At 48.2% G+C, this 17761-nt stretch carries 21 protein-coding genes; 19 read left to right on the forward strand and 2 right to left on the reverse strand.

Annotated features, from left to right (window positions below; genetic code table 11):
* Positions 1 to 16: 16 nt before the first annotated feature.
* Complete coding sequence (serA, locus tag JFN88_RS19965) at positions 17 to 1609, reverse strand: phosphoglycerate dehydrogenase (RefSeq protein WP_199021027.1); 1593 nt, start codon at positions 1607 to 1609, stop codon at positions 17 to 19.
* A 316-nt stretch (positions 1610 to 1925) separates the two neighbouring features.
* On the opposite strand from serA, the gene JFN88_RS19970 reads away from it, so the two are divergent.
* The gene (locus tag JFN88_RS19970; protein ID WP_199021028.1) at positions 1926 to 2252 is read left to right on the forward strand and encodes a rhodanese-like domain-containing protein; all 327 of its coding nucleotides are present in this window, start codon (positions 1926 to 1928) and stop codon (positions 2250 to 2252) included.
* A gap of 41 nt (positions 2253 to 2293) precedes the next feature.
* On the opposite strand, the gene JFN88_RS19975 is transcribed toward JFN88_RS19970, so the two are convergent.
* Entirely contained in the window at positions 2294 to 3217 is a 924-nt protein-coding gene (locus tag JFN88_RS19975; RefSeq protein ID WP_199021029.1) for a hypothetical protein, read from the reverse strand.
* Between the two features lie 109 nt (positions 3218 to 3326).
* Here JFN88_RS19975 and JFN88_RS19980 point away from each other — a divergent pair, with 109 nt between their 5' ends.
* From JFN88_RS19980 to der, 18 genes are all read left to right on the forward strand, one after another.
* Positions 3327 to 3920, forward strand: coding sequence for a CPBP family intramembrane glutamic endopeptidase (locus tag JFN88_RS19980; RefSeq protein WP_199021030.1), 594 nt, complete (start codon positions 3327 to 3329; stop codon positions 3918 to 3920).
* Positions 3917 to 4135: a hypothetical protein gene (locus JFN88_RS19985; protein ID WP_199021031.1), complete on the forward strand. Its 219-nt coding sequence runs from the start codon at positions 3917 to 3919 to the stop codon at positions 4133 to 4135. The genes JFN88_RS19980 and JFN88_RS19985 overlap by 4 nt, the downstream gene beginning before the upstream one ends.
* 48 nt (positions 4136 to 4183) lie before the next feature.
* Positions 4184 to 5008: a metallophosphoesterase gene (locus JFN88_RS19990; RefSeq protein ID WP_199021032.1), complete on the forward strand. Its 825-nt coding sequence runs from the start codon at positions 4184 to 4186 to the stop codon at positions 5006 to 5008.
* Positions 5009 to 5102: 94 nt separating this feature from the next.
* A complete protein-coding gene (locus tag JFN88_RS19995) occupies positions 5103 to 5492 on the forward strand; it encodes a hypothetical protein (protein ID WP_199021033.1) in 390 nt (129 codons plus the stop codon).
* Positions 5493 to 5810: 318 nt separating this feature from the next.
* On the forward strand, positions 5811 to 6419 hold the full coding sequence (locus JFN88_RS20000; protein WP_199021034.1) for a genetic competence negative regulator: 609 nt from the start codon (positions 5811 to 5813) through the stop codon (positions 6417 to 6419).
* 319 nt (positions 6420 to 6738) lie between these two features.
* A complete protein-coding gene (locus JFN88_RS20005) occupies positions 6739 to 7992 on the forward strand; it encodes a Glu/Leu/Phe/Val family dehydrogenase (RefSeq protein ID WP_199021035.1) in 1254 nt (417 codons plus the stop codon).
* Between the two features lie 29 nt (positions 7993 to 8021).
* A complete protein-coding gene (gene prsW / locus JFN88_RS20010) occupies positions 8022 to 8720 on the forward strand; it encodes a glutamic-type intramembrane protease PrsW (RefSeq protein WP_199021036.1) in 699 nt (232 codons plus the stop codon).
* A 53-nt stretch (positions 8721 to 8773) separates the two neighbouring features.
* Positions 8774 to 8929: a hypothetical protein gene (locus tag JFN88_RS20015; RefSeq protein ID WP_199021037.1), complete on the forward strand. Its 156-nt coding sequence runs from the start codon at positions 8774 to 8776 to the stop codon at positions 8927 to 8929.
* Positions 8930 to 8996: 67 nt separating this feature from the next.
* A complete protein-coding gene (gene ypeB, locus JFN88_RS20020) occupies positions 8997 to 10355 on the forward strand; it encodes a germination protein YpeB (RefSeq protein WP_199021038.1) in 1359 nt (452 codons plus the stop codon).
* Positions 10356 to 10500: 145 nt separating this feature from the next.
* Positions 10501 to 11154: a flagellar brake protein gene (locus JFN88_RS20025; protein WP_199021039.1), complete on the forward strand. Its 654-nt coding sequence runs from the start codon at positions 10501 to 10503 to the stop codon at positions 11152 to 11154.
* Between the two features lie 100 nt (positions 11155 to 11254).
* On the forward strand, positions 11255 to 11464 hold the full coding sequence (locus tag JFN88_RS20030) for a hypothetical protein (protein WP_199021040.1): 210 nt from the start codon (positions 11255 to 11257) through the stop codon (positions 11462 to 11464).
* A 290-nt stretch (positions 11465 to 11754) separates the two neighbouring features.
* Positions 11755 to 12447, forward strand: a complete 693-nt coding sequence (gene cmk, locus JFN88_RS20035) for a (d)CMP kinase (protein WP_199021335.1) — start codon at positions 11755 to 11757, stop codon at positions 12445 to 12447.
* A 3-nt stretch (positions 12448 to 12450) separates the two neighbouring features.
* A complete protein-coding gene (locus JFN88_RS20040; protein ID WP_199021041.1) occupies positions 12451 to 13026 on the forward strand; it encodes a lysophospholipid acyltransferase family protein in 576 nt (191 codons plus the stop codon).
* 184 nt (positions 13027 to 13210) lie between these two features.
* Positions 13211 to 14467: a 30S ribosomal protein S1 gene (rpsA, locus tag JFN88_RS20045; protein WP_199021042.1), complete on the forward strand. Its 1257-nt coding sequence runs from the start codon at positions 13211 to 13213 to the stop codon at positions 14465 to 14467.
* 184 nt (positions 14468 to 14651) lie between these two features.
* Entirely contained in the window at positions 14652 to 15278 is a 627-nt protein-coding gene (locus tag JFN88_RS20050) for a YphA family membrane protein (protein ID WP_199021043.1), read from the forward strand.
* A 41-nt stretch (positions 15279 to 15319) separates the two neighbouring features.
* Positions 15320 to 16180, forward strand: a complete 861-nt coding sequence (locus tag JFN88_RS20055) for a YIEGIA family protein (RefSeq protein WP_199021336.1) — start codon at positions 15320 to 15322, stop codon at positions 16178 to 16180.
* Between the two features lie 3 nt (positions 16181 to 16183).
* On the forward strand, positions 16184 to 16369 hold the full coding sequence (locus JFN88_RS20060) for a capping complex subunit for YIEGIA (protein WP_199021044.1): 186 nt from the start codon (positions 16184 to 16186) through the stop codon (positions 16367 to 16369).
* Positions 16370 to 16437: 68 nt separating this feature from the next.
* Entirely contained in the window at positions 16438 to 17760 is a 1323-nt protein-coding gene (gene der / locus JFN88_RS20065; RefSeq protein ID WP_199021045.1) for a ribosome biogenesis GTPase Der, read from the forward strand.
* Position 17761: the final 1 nt, after the last annotated feature.

The following is a 17761-nucleotide window of genomic DNA, read 5'->3' on the forward strand; positions in this document are numbered from 1 at the left end:
GCGGGATCAAATGCGATTAATATAAAACAATCTCTTTAGCGTTATTCAAATCCGGCAGCTTGGCAATTTCCTGCAGCACCTCACGCGGAACAGCTTTATCGACAGACAGCACCATTACGGCAGCGCCGCCGACGACTTTGCGTCCAACCTGCATCGTGGCAATATTGACGTCATTGCCGCCGAGCAGTGTACCTACGCGGCCGATAATACCTGGTTTATCGCTGTGGGAGACCAGAATAAGATTGCCTTCTGGAGCCACGTCAACCGGGAACTTGTCAATTTGAACGATCCGTGCGCCGTAGCCGTTAAGCAATGTTCCAGCCACAAGCCGCTCTTCGTTTTTCCCGCGCAGCGATACGGAAATCCGGTTCGTGAATCCTTTTGATGTATGGGATTTTTGCACGATAATGTTCACGTCGCGTGTTTTGGCCAGATGCATCGAGTTTACTACATTGACCTGCTCAGAGCCGAGATGATGCGAGAGCACGCCTTTGACAACATAGCGTGTCAGCGACTGAGTATCAACTTCAGCCAGATCGCCCGAATAATTGACCACAATTTCCTCGACGGCTCCCTCTGCGAGCTGTGCGGCGAAACTTCCCAGCTTCTCGCCAAGGGAGAAGTAAGGCTGGAGCTTGTTCAAAACTTCAGTAGGCACCGGAGGCATATTGACTGCGTTGCTGAACGGTTCGTTGCGCAAAATGTGCAGCACTTGCTCGGAAACATCGATCGCTACGTTTTCTTGGGCTTCCACTGTAGAAGCGCCGAGATGCGGCGTTACGATAATTTTAGGATGCTTCAGGAATGGATGATCTTCAGCCGGCGGCTCGACCTCAAATACGTCAAATGCAGCTCCAGCAACGATATTTTGATCAACCGCTTCTACAAGCGCCAATTCATCGATAATTCCGCCGCGTGCGCAGTTGACAATTCTCATGCCGGGCTTCATGATTTCGAATTGCGCTTTTCCGATCATATGGCGAGTTTCAGGCGTTAGCGGTGTGTGGACGGTCATAAAATCAGCATGACGAACGATATCCTCTACACTGGAAAGCTTTACTCCCATTTTCTCGGCTCGCTCTTCCGTCAGGAACGGGTCATAGCCCATAATCTCCATACCAAATGCCTTGGCGCGCTTTGCTACTTCGCTTCCGATTCTGCCCATTCCAAGGACGCCGAGCACCTTATTGCGCAGTTCTACGCCAAGGAAGGATTTGCGGTCCCACTGACCGTTGATCGTTTTGGCATAAGCTTGCGGGATATGGCGCGCCACGGCCATAATCATGGCAAAAGTATGCTCACAAGTAGTAATGGTATTGCCGTCAGGCGCGTTGATTACGATAATCCCGCGTTGGGTTGCAGCAGGCAAATCAATGTTGTCTACGCCAACGCCTGCGCGTCCAATGACTTTCAGATTGGCGCCTGCTTCCATAATTCTTGGTGTTACCCGTGTTTGGCTGCGCACCAGCAGCGCATCGTATTCGCCAATAATGGCAACAAGCTCATCCTCGCTTAAACCGGGCTTTTTATCCACCAATACGTCCTCGGCATCGACAAGTTGCTGAATACCAAGGTCGCTGATTGGATCTGAAACTAGCACTTTGAACATGTCAGGTATTCCTCCCTAGATTTAAGAAAATGAATTGCTGTAAGAGAAAAACCCTCATCTAGCTTCTCCGAGTAAGAGCAACGTAGACGAGAGTTTCATTCGCATCGTTGAAAATTGTCGAATGATTTCGTATGCCCGCATTGCCCTCCCAACAATACAAGGGTGAAAAATGCGGCGCTGTTAACCTCTATTATTTTATAGCAATCTGGTAGACAATTGCAATCCTCAAACTTGCTCAATTATGAATTTTTTTGTTATGATTCAAGCATGTACGGCTTGGCCGGACTCTAGTTATGGGACTAAGGAGAGAGGTCTGATGGAGAACTGGCAAAATATTAGAGCAGAGAACTTGCTGGAGAAGCTGGATCGCGGTGAAATCGAGGCGCGGCAAATTGTCGATATAAGGGAGACTATGGAGTGGGCATACTATCATCTTGAGCAAACCAGACATATGCCGATGAGTACAATTCCGCAGTGTCTAGACGAGTTGATGGGCGATGAAGACCTCTATATCATTTGCGCGCATGGGGTAAGGAGTGTAGCGGTGTGTCGATACTTAAGCGAACAAGGCCGCGGCAACCTCCACAATGTTGCTGGTGGAATGGCGGACGCGGCCTCTGTTCTCGGCTTTCAATATGATTAAGTCGATCCTGAAGTTAACATACTGCGGTTACCCGAAATCTTCTAGCTGGCATCCATATAGAAGAAGGGAAGCTGTGGCAGCAGTTCCTTGTCATATCGAGTCAGTTTGGTTGCGGTGAAATCCCCTTTCCGCACTGCCTTTGTGCCGAGCAGCAGATCGACAACGGCGGATACGGTTTTGATTCTCATTTTGGCAGGCTGGCCGGATTCAATAAACTCGTCCACCCGGACGCTCAAGTCATGCGGATAAAAAGCTTCCAGCGTGTTGCGGGATGACAACTGATCGGCCATAACTTTGTTCTTCACAAGAAAAGGGAGTTTGTTCCAATTCGAGAGTTCCAATACGGACGGTGTCTCGTAATCGCTTGGAACTTTGACGTTAACCGTGGCTCCCCACTTGAGCATGGCGCCATAATATTGTTGTTGGGATTGCAGCGTGTACTCTACAGCTTGCGCATAGTAGGCATCCGTATGTAGAATATCGAGAACCGCTGAAATTGACTGGTCCTTGGAAGCTCCAGCTAGACGATTCGCGGCTTGCTCGAACAGTTTGAGACTTTTGAGGACATTGACCTGCGAATCCGCCAAGAGCGGTGAGACCGCAGGGATGGTAGCAGTCGTTATGGTTTGATACTGTTTCTTAGCCTGTTTGGCCAGTTCTTTGAAGGAGGCTGAGGCGTCGGTAGAACGTCCGTTCTCCAGTTTTTCGATTGCGGAAAACCATTCCGTTTGAAATTCGCGCAACGGTAAAAATACAGTATGATAATAAGAAACCAGATCTTGTTGTTGATAAGCCGTTACTTTAGGACCACCCTCGGCATTGAGATGCTTCATCGGCAAATATTGGGCCTCGATTTTATCGGAGCCGATTTTAACTCCGAAGAAAAAAGCGGCAACCGCCACAATAAGCATGAGTAAAAAGCCGAGACTGAACATCATTTCTGTGCGGGTCAGTCGTTTTTCCATCGTTGTCTCCTTCAAAGTAGGTAGTAGGAATGTAGTGCCAATTTGTTTAATAGTATAGGTGAATCTTGGCGAAAAGGGAATAACATACTTAGATAACAGGCGGGAAGTTATGAGAAAATTCGATATCCGCAAGCTGAAGCTTCGCAAGGTGACTATAGACCAGATCAATGACCGTTTGCTGCTGATTAATCTGTATATGACGCAGGCGCTTACCTTTATTATCGGCATCGTGTGGATTTTATTTCAGCGTCAGAACCCAATTTTATTGTTGCAATTTCCAAAAACATTAAATTTTTTATATTGGGGCGCAGGGCTTGCCGCTGTTGTCATCGTTGTCGATTTGTTAATCTCCAGATGGGTGCCTGAAGAGGCGACAGATGACGGAGGGGTAAATGAACGTTTGTTCCGCAACCGTCCATGGTGGCATATTCTTGTCCTTTCATTTGTAGTATCGGTCTGTGAGGAGTTGCTGTTTCGCGGAGCGATTCAACATGCATTCGGCGCTTATTGGACAAGTATTCTATTTGCGGCCATTCATGTCCGTTATCTGAAGCACTGGATTCCGACAGGTCTTGTTTTTTCCATCAGTTTCGGTTTAGGATGGATTTATGATTTTACAGGCACACTGTGGGCGCCGATTGCCGCGCATTTCATTATTGATGCGGTGATGGGACTCATCATACGTTACCGGAGGGAGTCATGAGCAGAAAGGAACGTTTCCGCGGACGCGGCCGTGCTGGGCGCGGCCGCAAGATGGAAATTAATGAACAGCAGGTCGGTGAGGAGCTGCCTTCACGAAAAAACAAGCACGTTTCAACAAAAAGGCAGCTTACCAAACTGTATTACAATCTTTTGATTGTCTTGTTTGTGTGTTTGGTGGTAGGTCTAGTATTATACGGAAGAAGCGCTTATGAGTAACAGCAACTTCATTCGCTCGATTCTGCAGGAAAGAAACAGGTGAGGCATATGGTTCAAATGGGACTCTTGGTTATGGCAGCATCATTGCTCATCTGGATGCTGCTGGAGGCTTTTAAAATACGCGTTGAAAAAGAAGAGATTGTTATGGAGAAGCTGCCAGCCGAATTTGACGGCTTGCGCTTATTTTTTATCAGCGATATCCACAGACGTGCTATACCTGACCGGCTTATTGAGGCATGCGAAGATGAGGGCGGGGCTGATCTAGTTGTCATTGGCGGAGACATCAGGGAGTATGGCGTCCCGCTGCGTCGTACCCGAGCCAACATCAGAAAACTGAGGCGTCTCGGTCCTGTCTATGCGGTTTACGGCAATCACGATTACGACGAATCGGCCCGTTCGCTACATGCCTTGCTGCTTCAGGAGCAGGCAACGCCGCTTGTAAATGACAACATCGTACTGAAAAGAGGGAAAGATCGGATTGTTCTATGCGGGGTAGATGATCCCATTACCGGGCGCGAGTCCCTTGCTGAAGCTTTTTCCTTCCGAACTGAGAGCAAGGAAACTTCTTCTGATAATCCATTTACCATATTAGTGTCCCATGATCCGAATCTGGTCGATCGGCTGACTGGGGCGCCAGTTGATTTAATGCTCTCCGGGCATACGCATGGCGGTCAAATCGCACTTCCTATTATTGGACCGATCTCCCGGTCTTCTATTGTTAATAAATATTGCCGGGGATGGTTCTCGGCGACGATTAATGCCTCCAATGTTCCTATCCGGCTGCTCGTAAGCTGCGGTTTCGGCACTTCAAGAATTCCCGTCCGATTGTTCGCGCCTTCACAAACCCATTTGCTCATTTTGCGTTGTCCATGATTGCTAAAATAAGGCGGATTGCCAAGCGTAGGCTCAGGGAACGATATATACGCATCTGCATTTTATCAACCATTATAACAAGGAGGCGTATACCATGAGATGGACTGCATTTATGGTCGGAGGAGTTGTTGGCTTGGCAGCTGCGGCGGTATGGGCTCACAAGCGGCCTGCTACTTTTAACTGGATGTCCCATGCGGTTGGCGATGCAATGAGCAACATGAGGGAACGCAGAATGAGCAAAATGATGGAAATGGGACTTGAGTCCTTTGCTAGTAAAGAACATGAATCGAGTACGGGGGCGCATGTCTCCAAAGCTAGCCATAAAGCGGCGAAGTCGTCCGTGGGGAAAATGGCATCCAAATCCCACAACAAGAATCATCCGGAAAGCTGGGAGCGTATTGAGCAATTAGTCGAGAGCGATCCCGTGGCAAAGCGGGAGGCCGAGAAAATTATGGCTGAAAGCTTGACCGAAACAACTCATTAAAAAATCAGGTTAGCAAGTCGCCAGCTCCTTATTTTTAAGGGCTGGCGATTTTTTTTGAACTACGATTAACTCAAATTAAAGCTCAAGCGCTAACCTCTAGAAAAAGACAAGTATCCGATAATCAAATAGCGCATATACATTATTAAAGCGCAGACAGGCATTGAAAATTTTATCCGCATTATTGTAAAAATCCTCAATTTACAGGTAGTGCATTTCGGAGTCAAAAGTGTTAACATAGTTACATATGATGATTTTAATCACATATTATATGAAACTTCATACGTTGTTATAACCGATGCTGCAAAGGAGGATCCTGTCATGAAAATCGAACGGTTGAGCCAGAATAAAATTAAGATTTTCCTGACGTTCGACGACCTGCTGGAACGAGGGATCCAGAAGGATGATATGTGGCGTGAAATCCCGAAGGTTCATGAGCTGTTCAGCGAAATGATGGACCAAGCATATAATGAGCTCGGATTTGATGCTAGCGGGCCGCTTGCTGTTGAAGTATTTGCGCTTCCCGCACAAGGTATGGTTGTCATCGTAACGCGCGGCAAATCGGAATCTCAACAGAGCGCGGACACGGAAGAGGACCAGGACGAAGATGTATATGAAATGGAAGTGACGCTGGAGCACAGCGATGTAATTATGTACGCATTCCGCGATTTTGAAGATGTCATTTCGGTAAGCCATCAGCTTCTTCAAGCGAAGCTTACAGAAGACGGAAGACTTTATTCTTACCGGGGAAAATGGATTTTAACCTTTGACCCCGTCAATTCTGATCAAGGGCGTACAGCTGCGCTCATTGCCCTGCTCGCAGAGTATGGCGATGCCACTTCCTTAACAACAGCGGTCTTGGAGGAATACGGTAAGCTCATTATGGCTTCCGGAGCCGTTGCTGAAATATGCACTCATTTCCAATCCTGATTTCCACATATCGAGCACCGGACAGTAAGTCTGTCCGGTTGCTTTTTTCTTTGACGAAAAAATGAGGCAATATCATCATTTTAAGCATATAAACCAGTTTTACCTTGTATAAAAGTAGAGAGGCGCCGTTTATTATGCTGTTGGACGAGCCTTCTCCTCAATCGAACAATTTCCATGGTTTTGAATTGCAGCATTGACAGATACTAACCTGCGGGGAGAATGAGCAGCCGAAAATAGGTTGCTTCCATTATTTGCCTGAAGTCAGTACGGCGTTATTGCCGTTTGCACTTATAACAGCGAAGGCGGGTGTTAATGAAGCATGTATGAACCGAAGGAAACATTATCGATGCTGGCCTCTACTCAAATCGTAATCGAGGATGCATTAACCAAGCTGGGCTTTGGTGAAGACATGATTGAATTGCTGAAGGACCCGATGCGTGTCCTTACAGTCCGGATACCAGTGAGAATGGACGACGGTCATGTGCGGGTATTTAAAGGTTATCGGGCACAGCATAATGATGCGGTTGGACCGACCAAAGGCGGGGTGCGTTTCCACCCGGATGTCAATGAGGAAGAGGTTAAGGCGCTATCAATCTGGATGAGCCTGAAATGCGGAATTGCGAACTTGCCATATGGAGGCGGGAAAGGCGGAATTATTTGCGATCCGCGAAAAATGTCGCTGCGTGAGTTGGAGCGGTTGAGCCGCGGTTACGTTAGAGCGATCAGCCAGCTTGTGGGGCCAACTAAGGACATTCCAGCTCCTGACGTCATGACAAATTCGCAAATTATGGCATGGATGATGGATGAATACAGCCGTATCAGAGAATTTGACTCGCCCGGCTTTATTACTGGCAAGCCTTTGGTGCTTGGCGGTTCTCACGGCAGGGAGACGGCAACTGCGCGCGGCGTTGCGGTTATGATCCATGAAGCGCTCAAGGTAAATGGCATTGCCCTGCATGATGCCAGAGTGGTAGTCCAAGGCTTCGGCAATGCCGGCAGCTTCCTGGCGAAATTCATGCATGATTCCGGGGCGAAAGTAATTGCTATTTCAGATGTTCATGGGGCGCTGTATAATGAAGATGGGCTTGATATTAATGATTTGATCGACCGCCGGGATTCCTTCGGAGCGGTTACGAATCTGTTCAAGAATACAATTTCAAATGAGCAACTGCTGGAGTTGGAGTGCGATGTGCTCGTTCCTGCCGCCATTGAGAATCAGATTACGGCCCATAATGCTCACAAGCTGAGAACAAAAGTTATTGTGGAGGCTGCGAATGGGCCGACGACCCTTGAGGCGACCCGAATCGTAACAGAACGGGGAATATTGCTTATTCCTGATGTACTGGCTAGCGCAGGCGGGGTCATTGTATCTTATTTCGAATGGGTGCAGAATAATCAGGGCTATTACTGGACGGAAGCCGAAGTGGAGCACAAGCTCCGTGAAATGATGATTCGAGGTTTTAACCAAGTCTATCAAATTCATGAAACCAAAGGCGTAAATATGCGTCTGGCAGCTTATATGGCAGGCGTGCAAAAGATGGCGCAAGCGGTGCAATACCGCGGCTGGGTCTAACTTGCAATACGAAGGGAGGATACAAGCAGGTGTTATTACTTTCCATATTGACAGCAGCCGTCGCTCCCGGTGTCTCTCTGCTTACCTTCCTTTACTTGAAGGACAAATACGACATCGAACCGATCAATATGGTAATCCGGATGTTTATATTTGGAGCGCTGATCACGTTTCCAATTATGATTATCCAGCGCGGCCTGATGCTAGGTCTTGGAGAGTCCCCCTTCGTGTTCGCTTTTATTATTTCAGCCGGCGTGGAAGAAGGCTTAAAATGGTTTGTGCTCTACCATATCATTTATAACCATACGAACTTTGATGAGCCTTATGACGGCATTGTCTATGCTTCTGCAATTTCGCTTGGATTTGCAACGCTGGAGAATGTGCTGTATGCCATATTAGAGCCATCCACGTTTGGTTCACTGCTGATGCGCGCGCTGCTTCCTGTATCGGGACACGCACTGTTCGGCATCATCATGGGCTATTATTTGGGAAAGGCCAAGTTTACGGCGGACCAGCATCACAAGCGAATGCTCATTCTGTTCTCGCTTATCCAGCCGCTGTTTTGGCACGGCTTGTATAACTGGATTATGCTGATTGTCAAAACCAAATGGATGTTCATTATCGTACCGCTGATGATTTACCTTTGGATTAAAGGGCTTCGCAAAATCAAAAGCGCCAATTCACGCTCTCCTTTCAGGCTCGTAAGACGAGAGGAAGAGATTAATTTGTGATGCTTCTGTCTATAATGTCGGTTAGAAGGACAGAAGGAGGCTATTTTGACGATATGGATGGAAGAGTGAAGGTAACCATTCGCTGCAACCAATGCGGTGAAAAGTTTATTTTGCGAGGCCGCAGAGACAAGGGAAAGGTCGACACCGGCTTCAAGCAGTGCATCTGCAGCAATACCGACGATTTTGAAATTGAAGAACTATTCGGATAATGCATAAAGCTCCTTTGCGCAAACCAAACTAAAACCAGGTTTTGCACAAGAAAGGAGCTTTTGTGTTATGTACCAACGACTGAGCGCAGTTTTGTTTCCTCTAGTGGCACTTTTGTTTATCGGGTCCATCTATTGGGGATACCAGGAGCATCAAGAGAAAAACTCCATCTTGATCAAGGCGGAGAACCAGTATCAGCGCGCTTTTCACGAACTGAGCTACAATGTTCAGCAGCTTCATAACCAGCTAGGGCATACGCTGGCAGTAAATTCGACTTCCAAAAATTATCACCGCAAAAGTCTGGTCAATGTATGGCGGTTGACCAGCGATGCGCAAAGCAAAATTAACCAACTTCCGCTCACCTTACTGCCATTCAGCAAGACTGAAGACTTTTTGGCGCGGATTGCCAATTTCTCCTACCGGACCGCGGTAAGGGATTTGAATCAAGAACCGTTGTCTGCCAAAGAACATGAAACCTTGAAAACCTTGTACGCCAAATCCAAGGAAATTACGAATGATTTGCAGGGCATGCAAAGCAAGGTACTGCAACACGGTTTGCGCTGGATGGATGTTGAAACCGCACTGGCCACCGAGCAATCTAGCAGTGACAACACGATTATCGACGGTTTCAAAACGGTGGACAAAAAGGTCGAAGGTTACCCGGAAATTAACTGGGGTCCGTCGGTTTCGGCCATGTTCGAGAGACGCTCTATAAAAATGCTAAGCGGCACTCCGGTTACTGCTAAGGACGTCAAGCATAAGGCTGCCAAATTTCTTGGCGTATCCGATCCGAACCGCATCAAGGTAACGGAGCAAGGACAATCGACGGAGTATGCGACTTACTCAGCAGTACTGGAGCGCAAGGAAGGCAATGTGCAGCTTGATTTCAGCAAAAAGGGAGGCCAACTGCTGCGATTCCTTGATAACCGCGATATTGGCAAGAAGCGGGTGGGAGTGGCGAGAGCGGAGCAGTCAGCGAAGAAATTCCTTGACACGCATGGTTATCCGTCTCTAACTGCCGTCAGCTATGACAACAACGGAAGATCGGTCAATCTCAATTTTGTAGCTATTCAGGGTAAGGTGCTCATTTATCCCGAGAAGCTGACGGTTAAGGTCGGTCTTGATAACGGCGAGGTTGTCGGGATGCACGCGGAAGATTTTGCTTACGAGCATAGGACCAGAAAGATTGAAAAGCCGAAGCTGAGCGAGGCCGAAGCGCGAAAAGTGCTGAACCCCGAGTTTAAGGTGAATCGGACCGAGCAAGCGATTATCAAGAACGAATTGTCCAAGGAAGTTCTTTGCTATGAGTTTATCGGCAAAATCAACGGACAGTTCTACCGGATCTATGTGAATGCAAACGACGGGGTGGAGGAGTCAATTGAACAGATCCCCGGTATTGGAGAAGACAATCTGCCAGCAACCTCTTGACCTGAAATAATGGACCTGAAACAAAGACGAAAGGTACGGCTTCACGACTCTTGAAAAAAGAGACCGTGAAGCCGTCTTTTTCATATAGCCCACTGCAAGCGGGTCATGGTATAATATACCTATACACAGGAGGGAGAGCTTCAGGTTGCAGCCCAAAGTAAATCAAATATTGTATCTGCAAGTCGCCTCAGCAGATGAAGAAGCTAGCAAAATCAACTATAAGGCTCGCATCGCCGATTACAGGGAGCAGGACTTGCTTATCGAGGTTCCGATTAATGAAGAGAACGGAAAGCTCAAGAAGCTGTACCTTGGGGACGAACTGTCCGCTTATTTCCTCAATGAGAATGGCGTGAAGCATTATTTTAATAGCCATGTCCTCGGCTTCAGAGAAGATGTTATAAAGCTTATATCGATTCGCAAACCTGATCCCGATCAAGTAACAAAAGTTCAACGCCGCAGTTTTTTTCGTGTTCCTGCGGAGCTTGAGCTTGCGGTAAAATTGCCAGATCAGACTCGATTTTTGGCATATACCGACGATGTTGGCGGGGGCGGCATTTCTTTTCTCGCCGACGGCAAATGGCAGGTGAAGGAAGGCGAGACGCTGGAATGCTGGATGCTGCTTTCTTACAAGAACGGAAGTCTGGATCACTCCGGCTTTGTCTCGGAAGTTGTCAGGGTGGAGAAGCTTGAATCTGGCCGAATTCAGGTAATGTGCAAATTCGCACAAATCAATGACAGTGAGCGCCAACGAATTATCCGGTATTGTTTTGAGCGGCAGCTGGATTTCAGGAACAGATAGTATTGAAGCGGGTCATGGTATTTAGGGTTGGCCTCTCATGCATAGCAGCCAATTTTAGGGAAAAACTATCCTCAACCTTACAGGAAGAGGGCGGTCGTCCTTGAAACAACAACGTTGGCTTAGGCATACGGAGCGAATCACAGTATGGATTATTATAATATGCGGCATCGTTTTGGGTGGCCTTGTTGTCGCTCAATTTGCTCTGCAATTTGCTGTTGTCCGCGAGTGGGTAACAGGAGTGGACCGGCTTGAAGGGCTGCCCTTTTTTCAAGATATGACGGCACGGCTGTTTATGCTTATTCAGAGATGAAGCCGCAGCGCGGCAGAGGTTGCATAAACTTATAGGCAGACAGAGGGCCGACAGCCCTTGTTTTTGCATCTCATAGCGTGATGTGGTATAATTTTCACGTTGCAGGCAGAGCCTGCTTTTTTCTTGAAACTTGAAATATGAGAAAGTATTATTCGGAATCCATACTTTGCTTCTATTTCTCCGTAGAATGCCCCGCATTGAGCGGAAGCCGTTAAAGCTTAAGAAGAATGCCGCTGACGCGCTTTAGCGTTGCTTCGTCTCTTACTCAAGGAGGAATTTAATCGGTGGAAATGATGCAGAAGGGCGCGGGACTGATCAATATTGCGATTGATGGTCCGGCGGGGGCTGGCAAGAGTACAGTTGCAAGAAAGGTAGCCGAACAGCTTCGTTATGTTTATATCGATACCGGAGCCATGTATCGGGCCGTTACGTTTGGCGCGCTCCGCGCAGGCATTGAGCCTGGGGACAGCGAGCAAGTAGGCAGTCTGGCTGCTTCGCTTGATATCCGGCTGCTGCCCAGCGAGAACGGGCAAAAAGTTGTGCTAGGCGGCGAAGATGTTACGGAACAGATACGTTCCAGGGAAATTAATCTTCGTGTATCGCGGGTTGCTGCGATTGAGCAGGTTCGTACCCGGCTTGTGTCCATGCAGAGAGAGCTGGCCGGTCGCAAGGGCGTCGTTATGGACGGCCGCGATATCGGCACGCATGTACTGCCTGACGCAGAGTTGAAGGTGTTTCTGACTGCTTCTGTCCGCATCCGGGCAGAGCGGCGCTACAGAGAGACCGGACAGGCTGACAGAGTTGACTTGGAACAGCTGGAGAGGGAAATCGAACAGCGGGACAGGTTGGACAGTGAACGCGAGATTTCTCCACTGATTTGCGCAGAGGACGCGGTCGTCATTGACAGTACGTCTTTGACGATTGAGCAAGTTGTGTCGCAAATTGTTGAATTAAGCCGAACCAAAAAGGTGGAGGCGAAGTAAACTATGTTATATCGATTTTGTCGTGCTGCGCTCCGTGTTTTTTTTGCGATTGCTTTTCCCCTGAAGACAACGGGTCTGGATAATATTCCGGATAAAGGACCTGTTCTTCTTTGTTCTAATCATATCAGCAATTTCGATCCGGTTGCCGTAGGCATCAAGCTTCAACGCAAGGTTCATTACATGGCCAAGGCGGAGTTGTTCAGCTTTCGTCCGATAGGAGCATTTCTCTCCGGGCTGGGCGCGTTCCCGGTCAAAAGAGGCGGCGTAAGCAAGGATGCGATAAAGAATTCCATTCAAATGCTTAAGGATGGCAGTGTCATGGGGATATTCCCGGAAGGCAGCCGCAGCAACTCAGGCGGCGCAGCCAAGAAGGGGGCAGCCATGATTGCGCTCCGCAGCGGAGCTGTAATCATCCCGGTAACGTTGATCGGAGAATACAAATGGTTTCGGCCAATGCAAGTAATTTATGGAAAACCGGTTGACTTGAGCGAGTTTACAGAGGATACTTCATCTGATGCGCTTGAGCGGCTTACTGATAAAATCATGAACAAAATTTGGGAACAAAAAAGATCCGCCTAGTCTGTGGCAAGCGATAAATGTGGCTGACATCAATGCGAGGGTTTTAATTTAGGGCGCAACGCCGATATGTGGTTTACATAGCTGGCGCTTGTGAAAAAACGTTTTAAATACTGTGTCCTGGACGTTTCAAATATCAGGTACAGGTTTAAATAAAGTTGGGGTATGAATCGAGGAGGTATTTCAAATGTCAGAAGAAACAAAGGTACAGGAATCTGTAGTAGAGGAAACCGTTGCTCAGGAAGCTGGAGAAATCAGCCAGCAGGCCGCAATGGATCTTGTCTCGCTGAAAAAAGGCGACACGGTCAAAGGAACAATCGTCAAGATTGAAGACAACCAAGCGACTGTTAGTCTTGGATATAAATATGACGGTGTGATTCCGCTTCGTGAGCTTTCGGCTGTTCAGCTTGACAATGCTGCAGAAGCGGTGCAAGTTGGCCAGGAAGTAGAGTTGAAAGTTGTCAGCATTGATGACGAGAAAGAAAGACTTGTTCTTTCGAAGCGTCTGGTTGACGGCGAAAATGCATGGGAGCAGCTTCAAAGCCGTTTCGAAAGCGGTGAAGTATTCGAAGTTGCCGTTGCTGATGTTGTAAAAGGCGGCCTTGTTGTAGATGTAGGCGTGCGCGGTTTCATTCCTGCTTCTATGGTAGAGCGTCATTTCGTTGAAGATTTCAGCGACTACAAAGGACGTACGCTGCGCGTTAAAGTAAAAGAAATCGATAAAGAAAACAACAAAGTAATCCTTTCCCAAAAAGAAGTTTTGGATGCTGAATTTGAACAGAACAAACAGCAAATTTTGTCTTCCCTTGAGGCAGGCCAAGAGCTGGAAGGTACTGTTCAACGCTTGACTCCGTTCGGCGCATTCGTAGATATCGGCGGTGTTGACGGCCTGGTTCACGTATCCGAGTTGTCCTGGCAGCACGTTGCTCATCCGAAGGATCTGGTATCCGAAGGCGACAAAGTAAGAGTTAAAATATTGAAAGTTGATCCTGCAGTAGGCAAAATCAGTCTGAGCATCAAAGCTGCACAGCCTGGTCCTTGGGAGTCTGCAGCTGGCCAATTCAATACTGGCGATGTTGTAACAGGAACAGTTCGCCGCTTGGTCAACTTTGGCGCATTCGTTGAAATCGCGCCAGGCGTTGAAGGCCTTGTACACATCTCCCAAATCGCACACCGCCACATTGCTACGCCTCACGAGGTACTGCAAGAGGGTCAAGAAGTGCAAGCGAAAGTACTGGACTTCAATCCGGCTGAAAAACGCGTTAGCCTGAGCATCAAGGAAACGGAAGAGGCGCCTGAGCAAGCTCCTAAGCAAGAAAGAGCTGAAAGATCTTCCCGCGCTCCAAAAGAAGAGCTCAACAACCCGAACGTAAGCCTTAGCAATCAAAGCATGAGCTTTACGCTCGCTGAGAAATTCGGCGACAAATTGAGCAAATTTAAATAAGTTATCCTCATATTCTGCGCCGCTGCCAATTGGCAGCGGCGCAAGTATTTAAACAGGCAGCTTCACTTTTGGTGAAGCTGCCTGTTCTATATTCCGCATAGTTGAAACGCAACGCTTTAAGCCTTTCTCCTGAAATGTTTTCGCCTGCTTTTACACATAATAGAAGCAGCAGGAGGGATTGGGAATGAACGACGGGTATCTTGCAGGCTTGCTGCTAATAATGATCGGCATTTTGCTGTCAACGGGGTGGAGAAGCCTGATTATACAGGAGATTTCCATTCGGATTGTTGGCTGCGTCTTGCTCGGGAGCCTGTTATTGTCAAGCCAGATGTGGCCTGTAACTGCAAGTCTTGCCATACAAGGAAGTGTAGCCTGGCTCCTATTATGGGGCATCATCGCAGGTGCTGTCTCCGTCTCACGCTCCGGGCTGATGTATGTGGCATTTGGAGCCGCACTCATTGCTGTCGTCTGGTTTTGGAGCGGCAGATTATATTGGCTTGATCCGGTGCTGTATGTGTTCAAACCGGGCTGGGACGGTGTTTTTTTTGCAGGGCTGCTGGCCGGATTGCTTGTTGGCACATTCAAGGATCAATTTGCAGTATTGGCCTGCGCCCTCCCGGCTGGCCAGCTGTTGCTGGGATTAAGCATCGGCAATGGAGGTCATGACATAGGGGGAGCGAATTGGTGGGACCATTTTGTTAGCGCGCTTATTCTGGCACGCCTCACATCCGTAGTTCTGCAGCTGTTTATTAAGCTTGGCTCTAAGCTGGGACTGCACCGATTAAAGGATCAAGGGGGAGAACCATCTTGAGTACATTTTTGCTAAATAATAAGTACACCATTGGTATTATAATGGGCGTACTGTTCGGCTTGCTTGCTCGGCTGTCCATGCTGAGAACGGATTATCGCCAGTACCCGACACATCCTCACGGGAAGATTATCCATCTGTCGCTTGGCATTATTGCCGCAGCCCTCGGCGCTGTCGCGGTTCCCGCTTTACTAAAAAAAGACTATACGGCGGTAACCTTTCTGACGGTTGCTGCTCAACAGTTTCGAGATGTCCGCAATATGGAGCGGGATACACTTACGAAAATTGACGGCATGGAGCTGGTGCAGCGCGGCGCTACCTATATTGAAGGCATTGCAATGGTATTCGAGGGCCGCAATTATTTGGTGATTATGTCGTCCTTTGTAACCAGCTTCACGGCCATCACTCTTAACTGGTACCTGGGGCTTGCGGCAGGCGCGCTGTCCCTCCTGGTTGTTCATCGGCTGCGCACAGGGAAATCGATCTCCCATATCGCTGAAGTTGAATTAGCTCCGGTTCGCCAGGAAGGGGCGGATCTCTATGTCGGAGATATTTACATTATGAATGTCGGATTGAAGTCGAACCAGGAAATTATAAGCGAGCGGGGAATCGGATTGATCATTAAGCCTAACAATCCCAATAGCAAAGCGACGCTCAGCAATTTGGGACAGCGCCAGGCTATTTTGTATGATTTGTCTACAATACTTGGCGTCTATCGTGATGATGGCGAACCGGCGCTCATTCCGATGGCCAAGCTGGATATGCGAGACAGCAGGCTTGGCGTGTTTATTCTTCCCCAGGAGAAGGACCCGGCCAAGGCGGTAGAGATCGCATTGCGCGTTCCGATTCTTGAATCGGCAGTCCGGATGCCGACAGAAGCCAAGGTAAACGAGGAGGGGAATTAGAGAATGGCTGAAATTGTGGCTGTAGTCACGACTAAAAAAGAGATGGTCCGAGGGGGAGTCCCTATTTTTTTTGAGGAAAATCGGGAGCAGGTGGAGGAAACCGCTTTTCTTTTGGAGAAAATATTGGATGCATCGGTTCACGATTTGAAAGACGGTACGCTGATCCTCGTGAACCATCATCCCAAATGAAATGTTAGCCAAGCCAGCGCTTTTTTGCTATGATGGTAATCGTGAGTATTTTCGAAGGAGTGGAATCAATGGCAAGACCCGTTATTGCAATTGTCGGGCGGCCAAATGTGGGTAAATCTACGATCTTCAACCGCGTCATCGGTGACCGGCTGGCGATTGTAGAGGATAAACCTGGCGTTACCCGAGACCGTCTGTACGGCTCTGGTGAATGGAATGGCAAGGCCTTCAGTATTGTGGACACTGGAGGAATTGAAATCGATGGCGAAGATGAAATTATGAAGTCTGTTCGAATGCAAGCCGAGCTTGCAATTGAGGAAGCGGACGTCATTATTTTCATGGTAGATGCCAAAGCCGGTTTGACCCATGCGGACGATGAAGTAGCCCGAATGTTATTTCGTTCAAGGAAACCTGTTGTTGTCGCAGTCAACAAAGTCGATAATTTTAACCGAATGGACGATGTGTATGAGTTTTACAGCCTTGGATTTGGTGAACCGATTGCCATATCCGGCTCACACGGACTGGGTATCGGAGATTTGCTGGAAACGGCGGTTGAGAAGCTTCCCGAGCCCAAGCAGGATGAGTATGATGACGATGTGATTAAGGTTGCGGTGATCGGACGGCCGAATGTCGGCAAGTCATCACTTGTTAATGCATTGCTTGGAGAGGAACGTGTTATCGTCAGTAATATGGCGGGTACGACCCGCGACGCGATCGATACGCCGTTTGAGCGCGATGGCCAGCGTTATGTTCTGATTGATACTGCAGGGATGCGCAAGCGCGGCAAAGTTTATGAAACAACTGAGAAATACAGCGTTATGCGTGCGCTGAAAGCGATTGAAAGAGCCGATGTTGTGCTCGTTCTGATCAATGGGGAAGAAGGAATTATCGAGCAGGACAAGCATATCGCCGGGTTCGCGCATGAAGCGGGCAAGGCCTCCATATTTGTAGTCAACAAATGGGACGTCGTGGAGAAGGACGAGAAGACGATGCAGCAATTTACGCAAAGCATTCGCGACCATTTCCTGTTTATGACCTATGCGCCGATTGTGTTCCTTTCCGCCAAGACCAAGCAACGGCTGCAAAAGCTAATTCCTGTTGTCAATCACGTATCCGAGCAGCATGCGCTGAGAATTCAAACACATCTGCTCAATGATGTGATAGCGGATGCAGTAGCGATGAACCCGCCGCCGTCTGACAAGGGTAAGCGTCTGCGCATTAATTATGTGACCCAGGTAGCCGTGAAGCCGCCAACCATTGTGGTGTTTGTTAATGACCCTGAGTTGATGCACTTTTCGTACCAGCGCTATCTGGAGAACAAGATTCGGGGAGCATTTAATTTCGAAGGTACGCCGATTCGTATTTATACGCGTAGGAAGTCCGAGGAAGATTAGG

This window comes from Paenibacillus roseus (assembly GCF_016424485.1).
Lineage (GTDB): Bacteria > Bacillota > Bacilli > Paenibacillales > Paenibacillaceae > Paenibacillus_D > Paenibacillus_D roseus.